A 17118-nucleotide genomic window follows, 5' to 3' on the forward strand; every position below is an offset into this window, starting at 1 on the left:
ACGCCTCATTTTTAATGAGTTATGGTGGTTACATCTTATTTCAACTACGCGCTAAAAAATACAAAAATACAGCCACCTTCCAGCTAGGCCAGAGGCTTTTAAGGTTTTAAGGCGTTCAGACAGTAGTGACCAGGCCCAGAAAGCCGGGCCGTTCCAGCTGCCCACGGGATACTGCCAAAATATGCCCTCCAACCACCCCACACAACCCCAGGACAACGCTGGAAAGGCTGCGACCAGAGCAGCGCAGTCCGGGGGCGTGCAACGAAGCTTTCATGCACAACCCATTCAACCGCGCCACCGAAGATGTGGGCAACATCGTCGAATTCGGCCACGTCAACTTGCGCGTGGCCGACCAGCCGCAAGCCATCATCTTCTACGCCATGGGCCTGGGGCTGACCCGCGACCCGTACCAGCGCGTAGGCATTGAAAACGCCTGGATGAATATCGGCAGCAGCCAGTTCCACCTGCCCACCGGCCGCGCCGAAGTGCTACGTGGCACGGTGGGCCTGGTGGTGCCCGATCTGGACGCGCTGCTGGCCCGGCTGGCCCAAATTGCCCCGCTGCTGGCTGGCACGCAGTTCAGCTTCGCTCGCCATGGCGATGTGGTGCTGGCCACCTGCCCCTGGGGCAACCGCATCCGCGTGCACGCGCCCGACCCCGCGCAGTTTGGCCCGCTGCTTCTGGGCATGCCGTATGTGGAAGTGGATTGCGTGCCCGGCACGGCGGCCGGCATTGCGCGGTTTTACGCCGAGATTCTGGGTGCGCCGGGCCGCGTGATTGAGGACGGGCGCGGGGTGTTTGCGCGCATCCCCATGGGCCTGTGGGCTTGCCTGGTGTTTCGCGAAACCGCCCGCCCCCTGCCCGTTTATGACGGCCACCATGTGCAGATCAGCGTGGCCGATTTCTCTGGCCCGCACCAGCGGCTGCTGGCGCGCGGGCTGGTCACCGAAGAAAGCAGCCAGAGCCAATACCGCTTCCAGGACATCGTGTGCCTAGACACCGGCCACGTGCTGGCCACGCTGGAGCACGAGGTGCGCAGCATGCGGCATGCCTCCTTCGCCCGGCCCCTGGTGAACCGCAACCTGACCAACTACGGCGATGCCTACGTGCCGGGCTGGGAAGATGCGGCTTGGCAGCTAGGACCCAAGGCTTAACGGTACTGGGCCCAAGCCCCTATGGGTCGAGAACGAGATTTGCTATTTAATATGTAGCAAGTAGTTCATGTGGAATAAGCGCTAGAGGCTGATTTGATATATTTTTACACCAAGTTCAAGGGTAATCCCTAGTCCGCTAAAAATTAACCAATTGGTACATTTAAGACTTTCGGCACACTGGCCACGCCGCAGTGCCCGTGCGCGCCCCTTTTCAACGTCCAGGAAAACCCATGCAGATCCTCATGCTCCACGGCATCAACCACAATATGTTTGGCAAGCGCGACCCCCAGCAGTACGGCACCATCACCCTGGACGAAATCAACGCCCGCCTGTCGGCCCTGGGCCAGGAGCTGGGCGCGACGGTGGAGGCATTCCAAACCAACCACGAGGGTGCCATGTGCGAGCGCATCCACCAGGCATATGCTGACGGCGTGGACGCCGTGCTGATCAACGCCGGGGCCTGGACACACTACAGCTACGGGCTACGCGATGCGCTGGCCATCCTGACCTGCCCCATCGTCGAAATCCACATGTCCAACATCCACGCCCGTGAAGCCTTCCGCCATGTCTCGGTATTCGCCGAAATCGCCAAGGGCCAAATCTGCGGCTTTGGTGTAGACAGCTACCTGCTAGGCCTGCGCGCAGGCGTGTCGGCAGCGCAGGCGGCAAAAAGCGCCTGAGAACCATTTGCTATATAAAAAATATCTGTTTGCGTAACATGCATAGGCGCTAAAAGCCTTTTTTATATAAATTCTTAATCCACACCCTAGAGCACAGAATGGTCAGCGGCAATACAGAAACCATCGCGCACATCGGCTCTCCCACCACCACCACCATCACGGGGCCGCTGGTCTACAACCCCGACTTCAACCAAGCAGGTATCGACGCGGTGGTGGGCCGGTGTAAGGGCTGAGCCCCATCCCATGTTCCAAATCCTTGCCATCACCGCGCCCATCTACCTGATCATCGCGGCGGGCTATCTGTCTGTGCGCTACGGCCTGTTCAGCAAACCCGACATGCGGGTGCTGGGCCGATTTGTCGTCAACTTCTGCCTGCCCGCACTGATTTTCAACGCCCTGTCCAAACGCCCGCTGGCCGAGGTACTCAACGGCCCCTACCTGCTGGCCTACGCGGGCGGATCGCTGTCGATGGTGCTGCTAGCCATGCTGGTGGGGCGGCGGCTGCGCGGGCAAAGCATGCCGCTGGCCACCATGCAAAGCCTGGGCATGGCGGCCTCCAACAGCGGCTTTGTAGGCTACCCCATCGTGCTGCAACTACTGGGCCCCACGGCGGGGGTGGCGCTGGCGCTGACCATGCTGGTCGAGAACCTGCTCATCCTGCCGCTGTGCTTTGCCATGGCCGACAACGAAGGGCAGGATGCCGCCCGGCGCTGGCACCACACCTTGGTGCTCAGCCTGCGCAATCTGCTGAAAAACCCCCTGGTGCTGGCCATACTGGCTGGCTTCAGCTTCTCGCTGTCGGGCCTGCACCTGCCCGCCGTGCTGGCGCAAACCGTGCAGATCGTGGCCACTGCGTCCAGCCCGGTGGCATTATTCGTTATCGGCGGCAGCCTGGTCGGCCTGAAGCTGGCCGGAGTGCGCCGCGACCTGGCCTGGGTGGCCATGGGCAAGCTCATCCTGCACCCGCTGGCCGTGTTCACCTTGCTGTGGCTGCTGCCGCCCGCACTGGTTGTGGCCCCCGAACTGCGCATCGCCGCCGTGCTGTTTGCCGCCATGCCCATGCTCAGCATCTACCCGGTGGTGGCCCAGAAATACGGGCTGGAAGGCTTCACCGCTGCAGCCCTGCTGGTGACCACCGTGGCCTCGTTTTTCAGCATCAGCACGCTGCTGTGGGCCATGCACCACCTGCTGGGCTGGACGGCTTGAGGTTTTGAATAAGATCAGCCTCTAGCGCATATTCCACATACGCTATTAGCTCTTAATTTAATAGCAATGTGGATTACGTTGCCTGCACTGGGAAGACCGTTCAGCTCGCCTACTCCGCCACACCACGCGACCGCATAAAACCCGCAAAAAAGTCTGCCAGCGCCTGGTGCGCGCCCAGCGGCAGTACATGGGCGATGTACTGGTCGGGGCGGACCACCACCAGGGCACCTTGCGCCCGGTCGATTCCGCGCACATCGAAGATGTCTTGGCGGCTCCTGGCGTGGGGGCAAAAAACCTTCTCATAGTCCCGCAGCCCGTACCGGCCCTTGCACGGAAGCAGCATGGCCGGCATCGTCGCCAGGTCAAGCATGCGGTGGTCCTGCTGAAAAATGCCCCGCAAGTCGAAAACTGCGTCGATGTCCTGGCCTGCAGCGGTGTATTGGCGTACTGGCGAATCGTCAGATGCGTCAAGGAATTTGCACAGCGCACCCAAGCCGGTGTCTGCGTCGCCCGCGGTATCGGTATCGGTGGCAGCGGCAAAGGCGTAAAGACGCCAGCGGCCGTCGGCCTTGGCCACCTGCCCAAGCTCCATCGGCTTGGCATCGAAGGCCCGCAGTACCGGTGCGGAATGGAAGCGTGTGCCGACCACAAAGCCGGTGGCTAAATGCTGGTGGATGGCCGGTCCGCAGATGGACGAAGGCCGGTAGTGCGTGCCCATACCGGCCGTGAACTGCCCGTGTTGCTCGAAGTACTTCTGAAACGCCTTGGGGTCCACGCCCTGGGCATCGCCACCGGCACCCAGCTGCGGGCGGTCGCTGAACATCTGGGCCCAATCGCGGTCAAAGTCGATCAGCTTCTGGGCCACCACCTGGCGCTCTTGTGGCTAGGTGTCAGCAGTTCCGGCCCGCGTTACCGGCCCACCATATTGCCGGGCACTACCCACAGGTCAAACTGCTCAGCCGTCACATGGCCCGAGGCCAGGGCGGCTTCACGCAGGCTGCTGCCTTCCTTGTGCGCCTTTTTAGCGATGTAGGCGGCTTTGTCGTAGCCGATGTGGGTGTTCAGCGCGGTCACCAGCATCAGTGAGCTGTTCACCAGAGCCGTGATGCGCTCAAAGTTCGGCTCAATCCCTACGGCGCAGTGGTCGTTGAAGCTGACCATGCCGTCGGCCAACAGGCGCACGCTTTGCAGGAAGTTGTGCGCAATCATCGGGCGGAACACGTTCAGCTCGAAGTTGCCCGACGCGCCGCCGAAGTTGATGGCCACGTCGTTACCAAACACCTGGGCGGCCAGCATGGTGACCGCCTCGCTCTGCGTGGGGTTGACCTTGCCGGGCATGATGCTCGAGCCGGGTTCGTTTTCGGGAATGCTGAGTTCGCCGATGCCGCTGCGCGGACCGCTGGCCAGCCAGCGCACATCGTTGGCGATCTTCATCAGGCTGGCGGCCAGGGTCTTGAGCGCGCCGTGGGCGTGCACCAGGCCGTCGGCACTGGCCAGGGCTTCGAATTTGTTGGGCGCAGTGATAAACGGCAGGTCGGTCAGGCGGGCCAACTCGGCTGCTGCGGCTTCGGCGTAGCCCTTGGGTGCGTTCAGCCCGGTACCCACCGCCGTGCCGCCCAACGCCAATTCGCATAAATGCGGTAGCGCCGCCTGCACATGTTTGGCACCGTGGTCTAGCTGGGCCACGTAGCCCGAAAACTCCTGGCCCAGCGTCAGGGGCGTGGCATCTTGCAAATGGGTGCGGCCGATTTTCACGATGCCGTCGAAGTCGCTGGACTTTTGCGCCAACGTGGCACGCAGTTTGGCAATGGCGGGCAGCAGCTTATGGGTCATGGCGTCCACCGCTGCCACATGCATGGCGGTGGGAAACACGTCGTTGCTGGACTGACTGCGGTTCACATCGTCGTTGGGGTGGACCAGCCGCCCCTCTCCGCGTTCGCCGCCCAGCAGCTCGCTGGCGCGGTTGGCCAGCACCTCGTTGACATTCATATTGCTCTGCGTACCCGAGCCGGTTTGCCAGACCACCAGCGGAAATTCGTCCGGGTGGTGGCCCGCGATCACCTCGTCAGCGGCAGTGGCGATGGCCTGGGTTTTTTCTGCATCCTGCAAGCCCAGCGCGTGGTTGACCACGGCCGAAGCCCGCTTCACCAGCGCCAGCGCCCGGATAATTTCACGCGGCTGCTGCTCGCCAGAGATGTCAAAGTTTTGCAGCGAGCGCTGGGTCTGTGCGCCCCAGAGCTTGTCGGCAGGCACCTCGATGGGGCCAAAAGTGTCGCGTTCGGTACGGGTGGTCATAGGTAAGAAAAGTGGAATGAGATCTGTCAAATAGTAGCAATTCTCATTAAAACCCTGCATGCAGCATGGGACTTGCGGCCAGTGCCGGTCACAGTCCCTGCTCCATGGCGTCCAGCAGCGTGCTTGCCTCTTGCGTCACGGATAATGCCTTCAATACTCTTCTCGCAACGCCATGACATCTGCAAACCCATCCACACCCTTGACCTACGACCAAACTGGAGTCGATTACGGTCTGATTGACCCGTTGAAAGTGGCGGCGCAACGCGCAGCAGCCCAAACAGGTGAGCACCTGGGAAGCCATGGGTTTAGCGAAGTTACCGCATCGCGAGGCGAGTCGGCTTACGTGGTCGATATCGGACCAATGTACCTTGCCAGCATCGTCGAATGTTTGGGCACCAAGGCACTATTGGCCGATGAAATGGCCAAGCTCACAGGCAAAAGCTATTACGACGGAATAGCCCAGGACACCATTGCCATGGCAGTCAACGATTTGATCACCGTCGGCGCTACGCCCCTGGTGGTGCAAGCCTATTGGGCTGCGGGCGGCTCTGACTGGTTTAGCGACTCCAACCGTTCACAGGCTCTGGTCGCAGGCTGGAAACGCGCTTGCGACACGTGCAAAGTAGCATGGGGCGGCGGCGAAACACCGGCTTTGGCTGGCGTGGTGGCCGATGGCCGGGTGGACCTGGCGGCTTCCTGTACCGGCATCATTAGCCCCAAAATCCGCCTTTCGGTCGGAGACAAACTGGGTGCCGGTGATGCCATCGTCTTACTGGCCTCCAGCGGCATCCACGCCAACGGTGTGTCCTTGGCCCGCAAATTGGCCGAACGGCTACCGCAGGGCTACCTGACAGACATTGGCAATGGGCAGACCTTTGGCGATGCACTTCTGGCTCCAACGGTGCTGTATTCACCGGTGACAGAAGCCCTTGCTGCCGATGGCATTTATCCCCATTACTGCGCCAATATCACCGGACATGGATGGCGCAAACTTTTACGCCACCCGAAACCCCTCACCTACCGCATCCAGCAGGTGCCGGAAGTCAGCCCCGTACTGGCCTTTATGCAGAAAGAATGCCAGCTTGACGACCGCGAAGCCTATGGCACGCTCAATATGGGGGCCGGTTTTGCACTTTTTGTTCCCGCCACCGAGGCCCAACGCGTGGTTGAAATATCACAGAACTTGGGTGTCCCTGCGCACATTGCTGGGTATGTGGAAGACGGCCCCAAGCAAGTTGTGATCGAGCCATTGCACGTGGTCTATGCGGCAGATGAGCTGCAGCTTCGCTAACAGCACCGTACCAGGCCGCAATCCAGGCGGTGGCTACCGCAGTTTACGTAAAGAACTGCAAGGCTGCCGTATGGCAAGGCGCTCGGGCAAGGCCCATGCTAGGATAAATTGGGCTGCTTACAGCCAGTGTGAATCCTATTTTCAAGGAGTAAACCATGGGTTTGTTGAATGAAATTATCGGTGCCGTCGTGGCGGAGGAAGCCGTTGAAAAGTTGGACCCGAACGCGTCCTTTCTGAGCAAAAGTATCGCAGCTATTGCGGGCTTCGAAGGCGTCAAGGCGGTGACGGAGCATGTGGACGCAACGCAGACGCAAGCTGCCGCGCAACCCGACCCGGCTGCGTAAATCGGCCTACGCGATAGCGTGTTGTGCGCCGGGCGACCGGAATGCTGTGCAGACAGCATTCCGGTCGCTTTTCTTTGGGCCAGCATACTGGTGCATGAGCCAGTCGATACGCCAAGGTTCAACATGAAATTTTTAAGATTTTTAAGCCGCTACCGCATACTTTAACTATCCAATATGCTATTTAAACTATAGCAAACAATCTGCATAAACACTTTAGATTCAAGCCCAGCACCCAGTTCACTACGGTACAGTTGGGGCAAAATACCTTACATATGCAACAAGTTGTTTGTTTACCCCCTCTGGAGATATGCGTTTGAACGACTTGAAAATTGGTACCCGTCTGGGTTTGGGTATCGCCTTGTCTGCCGCGCTCATGGCGGGCATGGTCTGGGTTGGTGCATCGAATATGGGGGCGATCCAGGCCGCCCTGGATACGGCAAACAATGACCGCCTGCCCAAAATCATTGTCGGCAAAGACATCAAAGACAATTTGCGCGCGCGGGCCATTCTGGTACGCAATATCGTGCTGCTGGAAGATGCTGCAGAGATGCAGAAAGTCGCCGACCGCCTGGCCGAGGTGCGAACCAACTACACCAAGCTCGACAAACAACTGCAAGACACCATCATCAGCCCGCAAGGCAAAGTATCTCTGAGCAAAATGCAGGCCGCCATCAGCGCGCTGCGTGCGCCTACCGACCAGGTGGTGCAGCTCGGCATTGCCAATAACAATGCCGAAGCAACCAAACTGCTGTTGAGCACCGTAGCCCCGCTGCAAACCACCGCGACCGAGGCTGCGGACGAGTTTGTGAACGTCATCATTGGCAACGGGCAAGTGGCACAAACCAATGCGCAAGCAGCCTACAGTTCCGCACTGGCTCTGTTGATCGGTCTGGGCATGGCCGCTATCGCACTGCTATGTCTGTTCGGCTGGCTGCTGGTGCGCTCGATCACCGGGCCGCTGAACCTGGCAGTAGAGGTGTCGCGTGCCGTCGCCGCTGGCGACCTGAGCCTGCAGTTCGAGGCCAAAGGTAAAAACGAAACCGCCCAGTTGCTGCTTGCACTCAAGGCCATGCAGGCCAGCCTGGCCCAGGTGGTAGGCAATGTGCGCCAGAACGCCGAAGGCGTGGCTACCGCCAGTGCAGAGATTTCACAGGGCAACAACGATTTGTCGGCCCGCACCGAGCAGCAGGCGAGCGCCTTGGAAGAAACCGCGGCCTCCATGGAGGAGCTGTCCAGCACGGTCAAGCAAAACGCCGACAACGCCCGCCAGGCCAACCAGTTGGCACAGAGTGCGTCCACTGTGGCCGTGCGCGGCGGTGACGTGGTCGGCCGGGTGGTGCAGACCATGAAGGGCATCAACGACAGCAGTAAGAAGATTGCCGACATCATCAGCGTGATCGACAGCATCGCCTTTCAAACCAATATCCTGGCGCTGAATGCCGCCGTGGAAGCGGCCCGGGCCGGGGAGCAAGGCCGTGGCTTTGCCGTAGTGGCCAGCGAAGTGCGCAGCCTGGCGCAGCGCAGCGCCGAGGCCGCCAAGGAGATCAAAAACCTGATCTCTGCCAGTGTGGAGCGGGTAGACCAAGGCACCGCCCTGGTGGACCAGGCGGGCACCACCATGCAAGAGGTGGTCAGCGCCATCCGCCGCGTGACCGACATCGTGGGCGAAATCAGCGCCGCCAGTTCCGAGCAGTCCGCCGGTGTCAGCCAAGTCGGTGAAGCCGTGACGCAGATGGACCAAGCCACGCAACAGAACGCAGCGCTGGTAGAAGAAAGCGCTGCCGCCGCCAGCAGCCTGAAAGTGCAGGCCGAACAGCTGGTGGACGCGGTTGCCGTGTTCAAACTGGCTTAGAACGTGTTCACGGTCTTATAAAAAAACCCAAAGGCCGCCCATAGTGGCTTATTCGGCCACAGCCTGCAACGGTTCATCGCTCTCGAAACACACCACGCGGTTGCGCCCGGCCTGTTTGGCACGGTACAAGGCCAGGTCGGCGCAGGCCACCAGCTTGTCGCTGTCCGCCCCATGCCGGGGGTAGGCCGCGATACCCGCGGAAAAGGTCACGTAAAAGCGGGCATCGCCAAAATGGATGGGGGTTTGGGCAAACTCAAGCCGCCACGCGTTCACCTTTTGTCGGGCTTGGTCAAGTGACATTTTGGGCAACGCGATGACGAACTCCTCGCCACCAAAACGGCAAATCGTGTCGCTCTGGCGCGCGTCTTTGAGCAGCAGCGTGGACAAGGTTTTGAGCACCTGGTCGCCCGCCATATGGCCATAGGTGTCATTCACCTGTTTAAAGCCGTCCAGATCCAGCAGGGTCAGCGCCAGCGCATGGCCCTCGCGCTTGGCCCGGGACAGGTCGCGGGCCAGCGTTTCGTCCAGATAGCGGCGGTTAAACAGGCCGGTGAGCGGGTCCCGGATGGCCTGCTCTTGCAGCAAGGCCTGCAGGGTCGAAATCTTGGCCAACTGGGCTTCTAACAGGCGCTGGTGTTTCTCGGTTTGCTGCAGCGCGCGCAACAAGAAAACCCCCAGCAGCAACGACAGCAGCAAAAAACTGCCCACCATCACCACGCTGCGGTAGACCTCCAGGTTCCAGCCCACCAGATAATCGCGCTGGGCCGTGGTAACGACCACCAGCATGGGGGCCTTTTGCAGCCAGTGGAAAGTGGATATGCGCTCCAACCCGTCGGCGCTGGCTGCCGTAAAGTAGGTGGCAGTGCGGGCACCCGACTGGAATATCTGGCGAAACTCTTTGGACACCGCACTGTTGCCCAACTGCCCTGCCGGTTTGTCGGCAATCGCGGGCACCCGGGTGATCAGGCCCACATCAATGTCGCGCAAGATGAGTGAGCCGTTGGGCCCCAGGTCAAACTGGGACAGAATCTGCGAAAAATGGCTGATGGCGATGGGGGCCGCCACCACGCCGGCAAACCGACCGTCCGGGTGGTTGTAGCGCCGCGCAAATGAAATCACATACTGCCGAGACACCCGCCCCACCAGCGGCTTGGAGATGTGCAAGCCGGTTTCCGGGTGGTCACGCAGTGCCACAAAAAAGTCGCGGTCTGACCAGCTGTTGCGTTCGGCCTTGTTCAACCCCCGGCCCAGCACCACCATGCCATCTGCCTGCGCCACGCGAACCGCTTCCACCTGGGGCAAGCGCTGTTCCAGCCGCAGCAAAAAAGCCTGCATGGGTGCTTCGTCCAAGCCCTTGTCGGCCAGCTGGCGCTCCAGTTCATCGGCCACGGCGTGCAAGGCCAGATCGACCTTTTCGATGTCGCTGGACACGGCTTGGTCCAGCGCGCTGGCGATGTTCTGGGTCTGGGTTTCGGCCCGCTGCTCAGCGTGCTGGCGACTGCGGTAGAGCGAATCCCCCGACAGCACCAACACCAGCAGGTTGGCGCATACCAGCCCCACCACCAGCCCGAAACGCAGGCGCCGGGCGGTTGCCATCGAGATGCTGGAGGGTGCAGGGCCGTGGTCTTCGGACGGTATCGACAGGGCCATATCTATTCGCAGGTTTTTCCCACGGACGCGGGATATCGATTACTGCCGATCTTAGTCTTTTCAAGAAATTACGTTACAAATTTTCACAAAACAAGTGCATCCAAAAAATAAGAGTATTTTAGGGCTCTAGCGCATATAGATAATACGCTAGTTGCTATTTAATAAATAGCATTCAAGTGCCCGGCCCAGCCGCTGCCGCCCACTCAGTGCAATGCCAGCAAAAACACCAGCCCGCCCACCGCCAGCATCAGCAACGGACTAACCCGCGTCCACACCAGCGCTAGCGTAGACAACGCCGCCACGGCCCAGGCCCATACCCCGCCCTCGGCCGCGCGCAGCACGGTGCAAGACGCGGCCAGCACCATGCCCGCCGCCACCGGGGCCAAGCCCAACTCGATGGCGCGGATGGCGGACCGGTCGCGGTAGCGCGACCACACATGCGCCAGGCCAAACACCAGCAAAGAGGTGGGCACAAAGATCGCCGCCGATGCCACCAGCGCGCCCCAGAAGCCCGCCACGTGCCAGCCCACTAGAGTAACCAGCAGCGAACCCGGCCCCGGCGTGATGCGCGACAGGGCGTACAGGTCCAGAAACTGCGCGTCCGTCATCCAACCGTGCACGCCCACCGCCTGCCGGTGGATGTCCGCTAATATGCTTTGGCTGCCGCCCACGCTCAAAAAAGACAGCGGCACAAACACCGCCAGTAAGTCGCCCAGAAGCCGAAAGTTCATGTCTGCGTTTCCTCGGTCCGCACGCGGCTCCAGGCCAGCGCAATCGACAACGGAGCCATGGTGCCCACTACCCACAGCAGCGGCAGCCGCCACACAAAGATGGCGGCAAAGGTGGCCACGACGATCAGCGTGCGGGCTAGGCCCCGTGCCGCATGGCGGGCCGCACGCAGCCCGGTTTGCAACGACAGGCCCACGGCAGCCGCCGCCACGCCCGCCAGCGCAATGTGCACGCGGTGCGAGTTCGGTGCCTGGGAAAACAGCGCCACCAGCAGCATCGCTACGGCCATGGCGGGCACCACCATGCCCAGTGCCGCCACCACTGCACCCGGCCCGGCGCGCAGCCGAAAGCCGATCCAGATCGCCAGATTCACCACATTGACACCCGGAAACGCCTGCGCCAGGGCCAGGCCACTCAAAAACTCCTGCTCGGTCAGCCAAGCCCGGCCTGCACGAATTCACGCAGCAGCCAGCCGGTTAACCCGCCGCCAAAGCTGGTTAACCCGATCTTGGAAAAAGCTAAAAAGATACTGTGTAGCGACGGTGCGGCGATCGATGCCATGACCGGCTTCAGAGCGTGCGGCGCAGGGCTTCGAAGAACAAAGTGGACTGCAGCCGCTCGCTGGCCATCTGGCGGCACACCTGCTCGGCCAGCATTTCGTTGCTGGGGGCCAGCGGCCGCCCGGTGGACTGGGCCAGCACCTGGGCCTGGCAGGCACGCTCCAGGTAATACAGATCGTCGTAGGCGTAGTCCAGCCGGTCACCGCAGACCACCAGGCCGTGGTTGCCCAAAAACCCGATGTCGGCGGCACCCATGGCGCGGGCAATACGCTCGCCTTCACGGTAGTCCAACGCCAGGCCGTTGTACGCAGTGTCGATGGCCGTACGGCCGTGGTAGCGCATGGCGTTTTGCGACAGGGTGGTGTCTAGCGCCCGGTCGGTGGTGAGCGTCAGCGCCGTGGCATACGGCATGTGGGTGTGCAGCACGCAGGCCTTGGCGCACAGCCGGTGGATGGCGGCGTGGATGAACATGGCGCTGGACTCCACCTCGTGGCGGCCCACCAGCTTCAGGCCCTGGGTGTCGACCATCACGATATCGTCAGCCTGTATTTCGCTCCATAGCAGGCCGCGCGGATTCAGCAAAAAGCGCCCGGACTGGTCGGGCAGCTCTTGGCTGAAATGGTTGCACACCCCTTCGCCCAGGCCATGGTGTGCGGCCGCGCGCAGCGCCAGGGCCAGGTCGGCGCGCAAGCGGCTAACGGGTTCGGATGCGTAATCTTCTGCGTGCATAACGGGTCCTTGGGCAGGCACTGAAAGGGTCGGGTGTGTGGGTACTAGGCTTTCACGCAGTCGGCAAAGTAATGGTGCTTGCCTGCGTCATCAACCTCTTCCACTAGGCCGTGGATGTCCGTCTCGAAGCCGGGGCACTGGGTGTTGAATTCGCGCGAGAACTTCAGGTAGTCCACGATCTTCTTGTTGAACACTTCACCCGGAATCAACAGCGGGATACCCGGTGGATACGGCGTGACCAGGCCTACGGTGATGCGGCCTTCCAGGTCGTCGATGGCCACGCGCTCGGTCTTGCGCAGGGCGATGTGGGCGTAGGCATCGCTGGGCTTCATGGCTGGCGTGAGGTCGCTCAGGTACATATCGGTGGTGAGGCGGGCAATATCGTACTTGGCATACAGCGCGTGCAGGTGCTGGCACAGGTCGGCGAGGCCCATCTTTTCGTAGCGCGGGTACTTCTGGCAGAACTCGGGCAGGATGCGCCACATCGGCATGTTCTTGTCGTAATCGTCCTTGAACTGCTGCAGCGCGGTCAGCATGCTGTTCCAGCGGCCCTTGGTGATGCCGATGGTGAACATGATGAAAAAGCTGTACAGGCCGGTCTTTTCGACTACCACGCCATGCTCAGCCAAGAACTTGGTGACGATGCTGGCCGGGATGCCGGTTTTGGCGAACTTACCGTTCAAATCCATGCCGGGCGTGACGATGGTGGACTTGATCGGGTCCAGCATGTTGAAGCCGGTGGCCATCTTTCCAAAGCCGTGCCAGTTGGCCTTGGCGTTGGTTTTGGATTCTCCCTTGATGATCCAGTCGGTGGCGCGGCCAATGCCCTCCTCCACCAGCTTATCGGGTCCCCAGACCTTGAACCACCAGTCCGCACCGTACTCCTCGTCCACCTTGCGCATGGCGCGGCGGAAGTCCAACGCTTCGGCAATGCTTTCCTCCACCAAGGCCGTGCCGCCGGGTGGCTCCATCATGGCGGCGGCGACGTCGCAGCTGGCGATGATGCTGTACTGCGGGCTGGTGCTGGTGTGCATCAGATAGGCTTCGTTGAAAAGATGGCGGTCCAGCTTGACGTTTTGCGAGTCCTGGATTAACACATGGCTGGCCTGGCTGATACCGGCCAGCAGCTTGTGGATGCTTTGTGTGGCATACACCACCGCATGTTTGGGGCGGATGCGCTTTTTGCCCATCGAATGGTAGCTGCCGTAGAACGGGTGGAAGGCAGCGTGCGGCAGCCAGGCTTCGTCGAAATGCAAGTTTTCCACGTAGCCATCGAGCATGTTCTTGATAGTTTCGGTGTTGTACAGCACGCCGTCGTAGGTGCTTTGGGTGAGCGTGAGGATGCGCGGCTTGATGGTGTCGGCATCGACGTGTTGCAGCAGCGGGTTGGCGCGGATCTTGGCCTTGATGGCGGCGGGTTCGAACTCGCTCTTGGGGATCGGGCCAATGATGCCGAAGTGGTTGCGCGTAGGCTTCAAAAATACCGGGATCGCACCGGTCATGATGATGGCGTGCAGGTTGGATTTGTGGCAGTTGCGGTCCACCACCACCACATCGCCCGGCGCCACCGTGTGGTGCCAGACCATCTTGTTGCTGGTGCTGGTGCCGTTGGTCACGAAGAAGCAGTGGTCGGCATTGAAGATGCGCGCGGCATTGCGTTCGCTGGCGGCGATGGGGCCGGTGTGGTCCAACAACTGGCCGAGCTCTTCTACCGCATTGCACACGTCGGCGCGCAGCATGTTTTCACCAAAAAACTGGTGAAACATCTGGCCCACCGGGCTCTTCAGAAACGCCACGCCACCCGAATGGCCGGGGCAGTGCCAACTGTACGAGCCGTCTTCGGCGTAGTCCAGCAAGGCCTTGAAGAAGGGCGGCTGCACGCCTTCGAGATAGCTTTTGGCCTCGCGGATGATGTGGCGCGCCACAAATTCGGGGGTGTCCTCGAACATGTGGATGAAGCCGTGCAACTCGCGCAGGATGTCGTTGGGCATGTGGCGCGAAGTTTTGGTCTCGCCGTACACATAAATGGGTACATCCAGGTTCTTGCGGCGCACTTCTTCGATGAAATGCCGCAGGTTCAAAACCGCCGGGTCCAGGTCCGGGCCAGGGCTGAACTCTTCGTCGTCGATCGACAAAATGAATGCGCTGGCGCGGCTTTGCTGCTGGGCGAATTGCGACAGATCGCCGTAACTGGTCACGCCTAGCACCTCAAACCCCTCCGTCTCAATCGCCTGGGCCAGGGCACGGATGCCCAGACCCGAGGTATTCTCAGAGCGGAAATCTTCATCGATGATGACGATAGGGAAACGAAACTTCATGCCGGCCTCCAGCCAAATTAACGCAGGTAAATGTGGACTCGCGTAAGTCCTGTAAATATCAAAACAGGCGCGAAGTGTAAGGACTTCGTATGAAGCTGCTGGGGCCATGCCCTGATTTGGTCCCAAAATGTGGCGATACCCATACAACTAAAGGCATGCAATGGCGGAATCGACTTTATGGTGGCTACTGGCAGGGGGCGCCATCGTGGCAGAACTGGTCACCGGCACCTTCTATTTGCTGATGCTGGCGCTGGGCTTTGCTGCTGCCGCTTTGGCTGCCTATGCAGGTGGCAGCACCGTGCTGCAGACCCTGGTGGCCAGCGTGGTGGGCGGTGGTGCCGTCATCGTGTGGCACCTTGTCCGCAGCAAGCACCCCAAGAACTTGCCCGCCAGCGCTAACCCCGATGTGAACTTGGACATTGGCGAAACCGTGCAGGTCGATGCCTGGAATGCCGACGGCACGGCCCAGGTGCACTACCGGGGGGCCAATTGGACGGTGCTGCACCGCCCCGGCAACCTGCCCACCGCAGGCCTGCACCGGGTGGCCGAAGTCATCGGAAACCGCCTGCTGGTCGACAAACTATGAAACACTCGGACACTTAACCTGGATGGACTCGGGTGCAGAGCAACCCGAGTCCATCCAGGTTGTTTTACACCCACCGGAGCCTCCATGGAAATTGCCATCGTCGTACTTGTCATCGCCATCATCTTCATCAGTCGCACCCTGAAAGTGGTGCCCCAGCAGCACGCCTGGGTCATAGAACGCCTGGGCAAATACCACGGCACGCTGACCCCGGGCCTGAATTTTCTGGTGCCGTTTGTAGACCGCGTGGCATACAAGCATGTATTGAAAGAAATTCCACTCGACATCCCCAGCCAGGTCTGCATCACCCGCGACAACACCCAGCTGCAGGTCGATGGCATTTTGTATTTCCAGGTGACGGATGCCATGCGCGCCAGCTACGGCTCCAGCAACTACATCATGGCGATCAGCCAGTTAGCGCAAACCTCGCTGCGTAGCGTGATCGGCAAACTGGAGCTGGACAAAACCTTTGAAGAGCGCGACATCATCAACGCCCAGGTAGTGGCCGCCATCGATGAAGCCGCCCTGAACTGGGGCGTGAAGGTGCTGCGCTATGAGATCAAAGATCTGACACCGCCCAAAGAAATCTTGCACGCCATGCAGGCGCAGATCACTGCCGAGCGGGAAAAACGTGCGCTGATTGCCGCGTCCGAAGGCCGTCGCCAGGAACAGATCAACATCGCCACCGGCGAGCGCGAGGCCTTCATCGCCCGCTCCGAAGGGGCTAAGCAGGCCGCAATCAACAATGCACAAGGTGAAGCTGCATCCATCACCGCTGTCGCCCAAGCCAATGCCCATGCTATTGAATTGGTAGCCGCAGCGATACGCCAACCAGGCGGCGAGCAGGCAGTACAGCTCAAAGTCGCCGAAAAGGCCGTAGAGGCCTACGCCAAGGTAGCAGCCAATGCCCACACCACACTGATCGTACCCAGCAACATGACCGAGGTGTCGGCCCTGATCGGCTCCGCCATGAAAATGGTCAACACGGTGAAAACACAGTAAGACGGCCATGGATACACCCGCCATCGAACACAACGTACTGGGAAATGAACTGGTGCCCTGCTCTTACGACCCGTTGACGGGCTACTTCCGCGACGGCTGCTGCAGCACCGACGAGAGCGATAGCGGCTCGCATGTCATCTGCACCAAGGTCACTGCCGAGTTTTTGGCCTTCTCGCTAGCCCGCGGCAACAACCTCACCACGCCCCGTCCGCAATGGCGCTTTGTCGGCCTGCGCCCCGGCGACCGTTGGTGCCTGTGTGCCAACCGCTGGAAAGAAGCCTTCGAGGCGGGCGTGGCCCCGCCCGTGGTACTGGAATCCACCCACATACGCGCCCTGGAGTTCGTCTTGCTGGAAGACCTGGAAAAACACGCCGTCCCTGGCAGAAACGCTGCACACTGAAAATACGTCGTCAATAGCATGCTAGAATTTGAGGCTTAGGAACGGTGGATGAGCGGTTTAAGTCGCACGCCTGGAAAGCGTGTGAGGGTTAATAGCCCTCCGCGGGTTCGAATCCCGCCTGTTCCGCCAATTTGAGGCCCGCTGCTTTATGCAGTGGGCCTTTTTTGTTAGATCAACAAATTGTATACAAAAATTTTCTCTTTCTAAAAGTGTTTCAGCAAGCGAAAACTAAAATTCAAGCAATATTCTGTGAAAACGGTCACAAAAACCTACTGATCTACATGAATAAGCCAAACAGACTATGGACTAGGGTTAACACTATATG

18 protein-coding genes and 1 tRNA gene are annotated in these 17118 nt (G+C 60.3%); 11 read left to right on the top strand and 8 right to left on the bottom strand.

What is annotated here, in order from left to right; translation table 11 throughout:
• The first annotated feature begins 272 nt into the window (after positions 1-272).
• The 4 genes from AC097L_RS18035 to AC097L_RS18050 all read left to right on the top strand — a co-directional run bounded on the left by AC097L_RS18035 (position 273) and on the right by AC097L_RS18050 (position 3040).
• Positions 273-1154, top strand: coding sequence for a VOC family protein (locus tag AC097L_RS18035; RefSeq protein ID WP_479587927.1), 882 nt, complete (start codon positions 273-275; stop codon positions 1152-1154).
• A 230-nt stretch (positions 1155-1384) separates the two neighbouring features.
• Positions 1385-1834, top strand: coding sequence for a type II 3-dehydroquinate dehydratase (gene aroQ / locus AC097L_RS18040; protein WP_479587928.1), 450 nt, complete (start codon positions 1385-1387; stop codon positions 1832-1834).
• Positions 1835-1932: 98 nt separating this feature from the next.
• Positions 1933-2067 carry a hypothetical protein gene (locus tag AC097L_RS18045; protein WP_479587930.1) on the top strand — a complete coding sequence of 45 codons (135 nt, stop codon included), beginning with the start codon at positions 1933-1935 and terminating at the stop codon, positions 2065-2067.
• A gap of 10 nt (positions 2068-2077) precedes the next feature.
• A complete protein-coding gene (locus AC097L_RS18050; RefSeq protein WP_479587932.1) occupies positions 2078-3040 on the top strand; it encodes an AEC family transporter in 963 nt (320 codons plus the stop codon).
• Between the two features lie 109 nt (positions 3041-3149).
• Here the strand turns inward: AC097L_RS18050 and AC097L_RS18055 are convergent, their stop codons facing one another.
• Together AC097L_RS18055 and fumC are read right to left on the bottom strand one after the other, a co-directional pair.
• The gene (locus tag AC097L_RS18055) at positions 3150-3908 is read right to left on the bottom strand and encodes an FAD-dependent phenol hydoxylase family protein (protein WP_479587934.1); all 759 of its coding nucleotides are present in this window, start codon (positions 3906-3908) and stop codon (positions 3150-3152) included.
• Positions 3909-3949: 41 nt separating this feature from the next.
• Positions 3950-5335, bottom strand: coding sequence for a class II fumarate hydratase (gene fumC / locus AC097L_RS18060; protein WP_479587937.1), 1386 nt, complete (start codon positions 5333-5335; stop codon positions 3950-3952).
• Between the two features lie 199 nt (positions 5336-5534).
• On the opposite strand from fumC, the gene AC097L_RS18065 reads away from it, so the two are divergent.
• The 3 genes from AC097L_RS18065 to AC097L_RS18075 all read left to right on the top strand — a co-directional run bounded on the left by AC097L_RS18065 (position 5535) and on the right by AC097L_RS18075 (position 8822).
• The gene (locus AC097L_RS18065; protein WP_479587939.1) at positions 5535-6626 is read left to right on the top strand and encodes an AIR synthase-related protein; all 1092 of its coding nucleotides are present in this window, start codon (positions 5535-5537) and stop codon (positions 6624-6626) included.
• A 155-nt stretch (positions 6627-6781) separates the two neighbouring features.
• On the top strand, positions 6782-6970 hold the full coding sequence (locus AC097L_RS18070; RefSeq protein WP_479587941.1) for a hypothetical protein: 189 nt from the start codon (positions 6782-6784) through the stop codon (positions 6968-6970).
• 313 nt (positions 6971-7283) lie between these two features.
• The gene (locus AC097L_RS18075; protein ID WP_479587943.1) at positions 7284-8822 is read left to right on the top strand and encodes a methyl-accepting chemotaxis protein; all 1539 of its coding nucleotides are present in this window, start codon (positions 7284-7286) and stop codon (positions 8820-8822) included.
• Positions 8823-8870: 48 nt separating this feature from the next.
• Here AC097L_RS18075 and AC097L_RS18080 read toward each other — a convergent pair whose 3' ends face one another.
• From AC097L_RS18080 to AC097L_RS18105, 6 genes are all read right to left on the bottom strand, one after another.
• Positions 8871-10472, bottom strand: coding sequence for a sensor domain-containing diguanylate cyclase (locus AC097L_RS18080; protein ID WP_479587945.1), 1602 nt, complete (start codon positions 10470-10472; stop codon positions 8871-8873).
• Between the two features lie 203 nt (positions 10473-10675).
• Positions 10676-11203, bottom strand: a complete 528-nt coding sequence (locus AC097L_RS18085) for a chromate transporter (RefSeq protein WP_479587947.1) — start codon at positions 11201-11203, stop codon at positions 10676-10678.
• Entirely contained in the window at positions 11200-11619 is a 420-nt protein-coding gene (locus AC097L_RS18090; protein ID WP_479587949.1) for a chromate transporter, read from the bottom strand. The genes AC097L_RS18085 and AC097L_RS18090 overlap by 4 nt, the downstream gene beginning before the upstream one ends.
• Positions 11620-11633: 14 nt before the next feature.
• The gene (locus AC097L_RS18095) at positions 11634-11762 is read right to left on the bottom strand and encodes a hypothetical protein (RefSeq protein WP_479587952.1); all 129 of its coding nucleotides are present in this window, start codon (positions 11760-11762) and stop codon (positions 11634-11636) included.
• Positions 11763-11770: 8 nt separating this feature from the next.
• Positions 11771-12490: an aldolase gene (locus AC097L_RS18100; RefSeq protein ID WP_479587954.1), complete on the bottom strand. Its 720-nt coding sequence runs from the start codon at positions 12488-12490 to the stop codon at positions 11771-11773.
• Positions 12491-12534: 44 nt separating this feature from the next.
• Complete coding sequence (locus AC097L_RS18105; protein ID WP_479587956.1) at positions 12535-14808, bottom strand: Orn/Lys/Arg family decarboxylase; 2274 nt, start codon at positions 14806-14808, stop codon at positions 12535-12537.
• A 160-nt stretch (positions 14809-14968) separates the two neighbouring features.
• On the opposite strand from AC097L_RS18105, the gene AC097L_RS18110 reads away from it, so the two are divergent.
• From AC097L_RS18110 to AC097L_RS18125, 4 genes are all read left to right on the top strand, one after another.
• Positions 14969-15394 carry an NfeD family protein gene (locus tag AC097L_RS18110; RefSeq protein WP_479587958.1) on the top strand — a complete coding sequence of 142 codons (426 nt, stop codon included), beginning with the start codon at positions 14969-14971 and terminating at the stop codon, positions 15392-15394.
• Positions 15395-15478: 84 nt separating this feature from the next.
• A complete protein-coding gene (locus AC097L_RS18115) occupies positions 15479-16393 on the top strand; it encodes an SPFH domain-containing protein (protein ID WP_348005867.1) in 915 nt (304 codons plus the stop codon).
• A gap of 7 nt (positions 16394-16400) precedes the next feature.
• Positions 16401-16793 (top strand): DUF2237 family protein, encoded by a 393-nt coding sequence (locus AC097L_RS18120; protein WP_479587961.1) that lies wholly within the window; start codon positions 16401-16403, stop codon positions 16791-16793.
• 38 nt (positions 16794-16831) lie between these two features.
• Positions 16832-16922: transfer RNA gene (locus tag AC097L_RS18125), tRNA-Ser, on the top strand.
• The last annotated feature ends 196 nt before the right edge of the window (positions 16923-17118 follow it).

The organism is Rhodoferax sp. RT5P35, assembly GCF_056521385.1.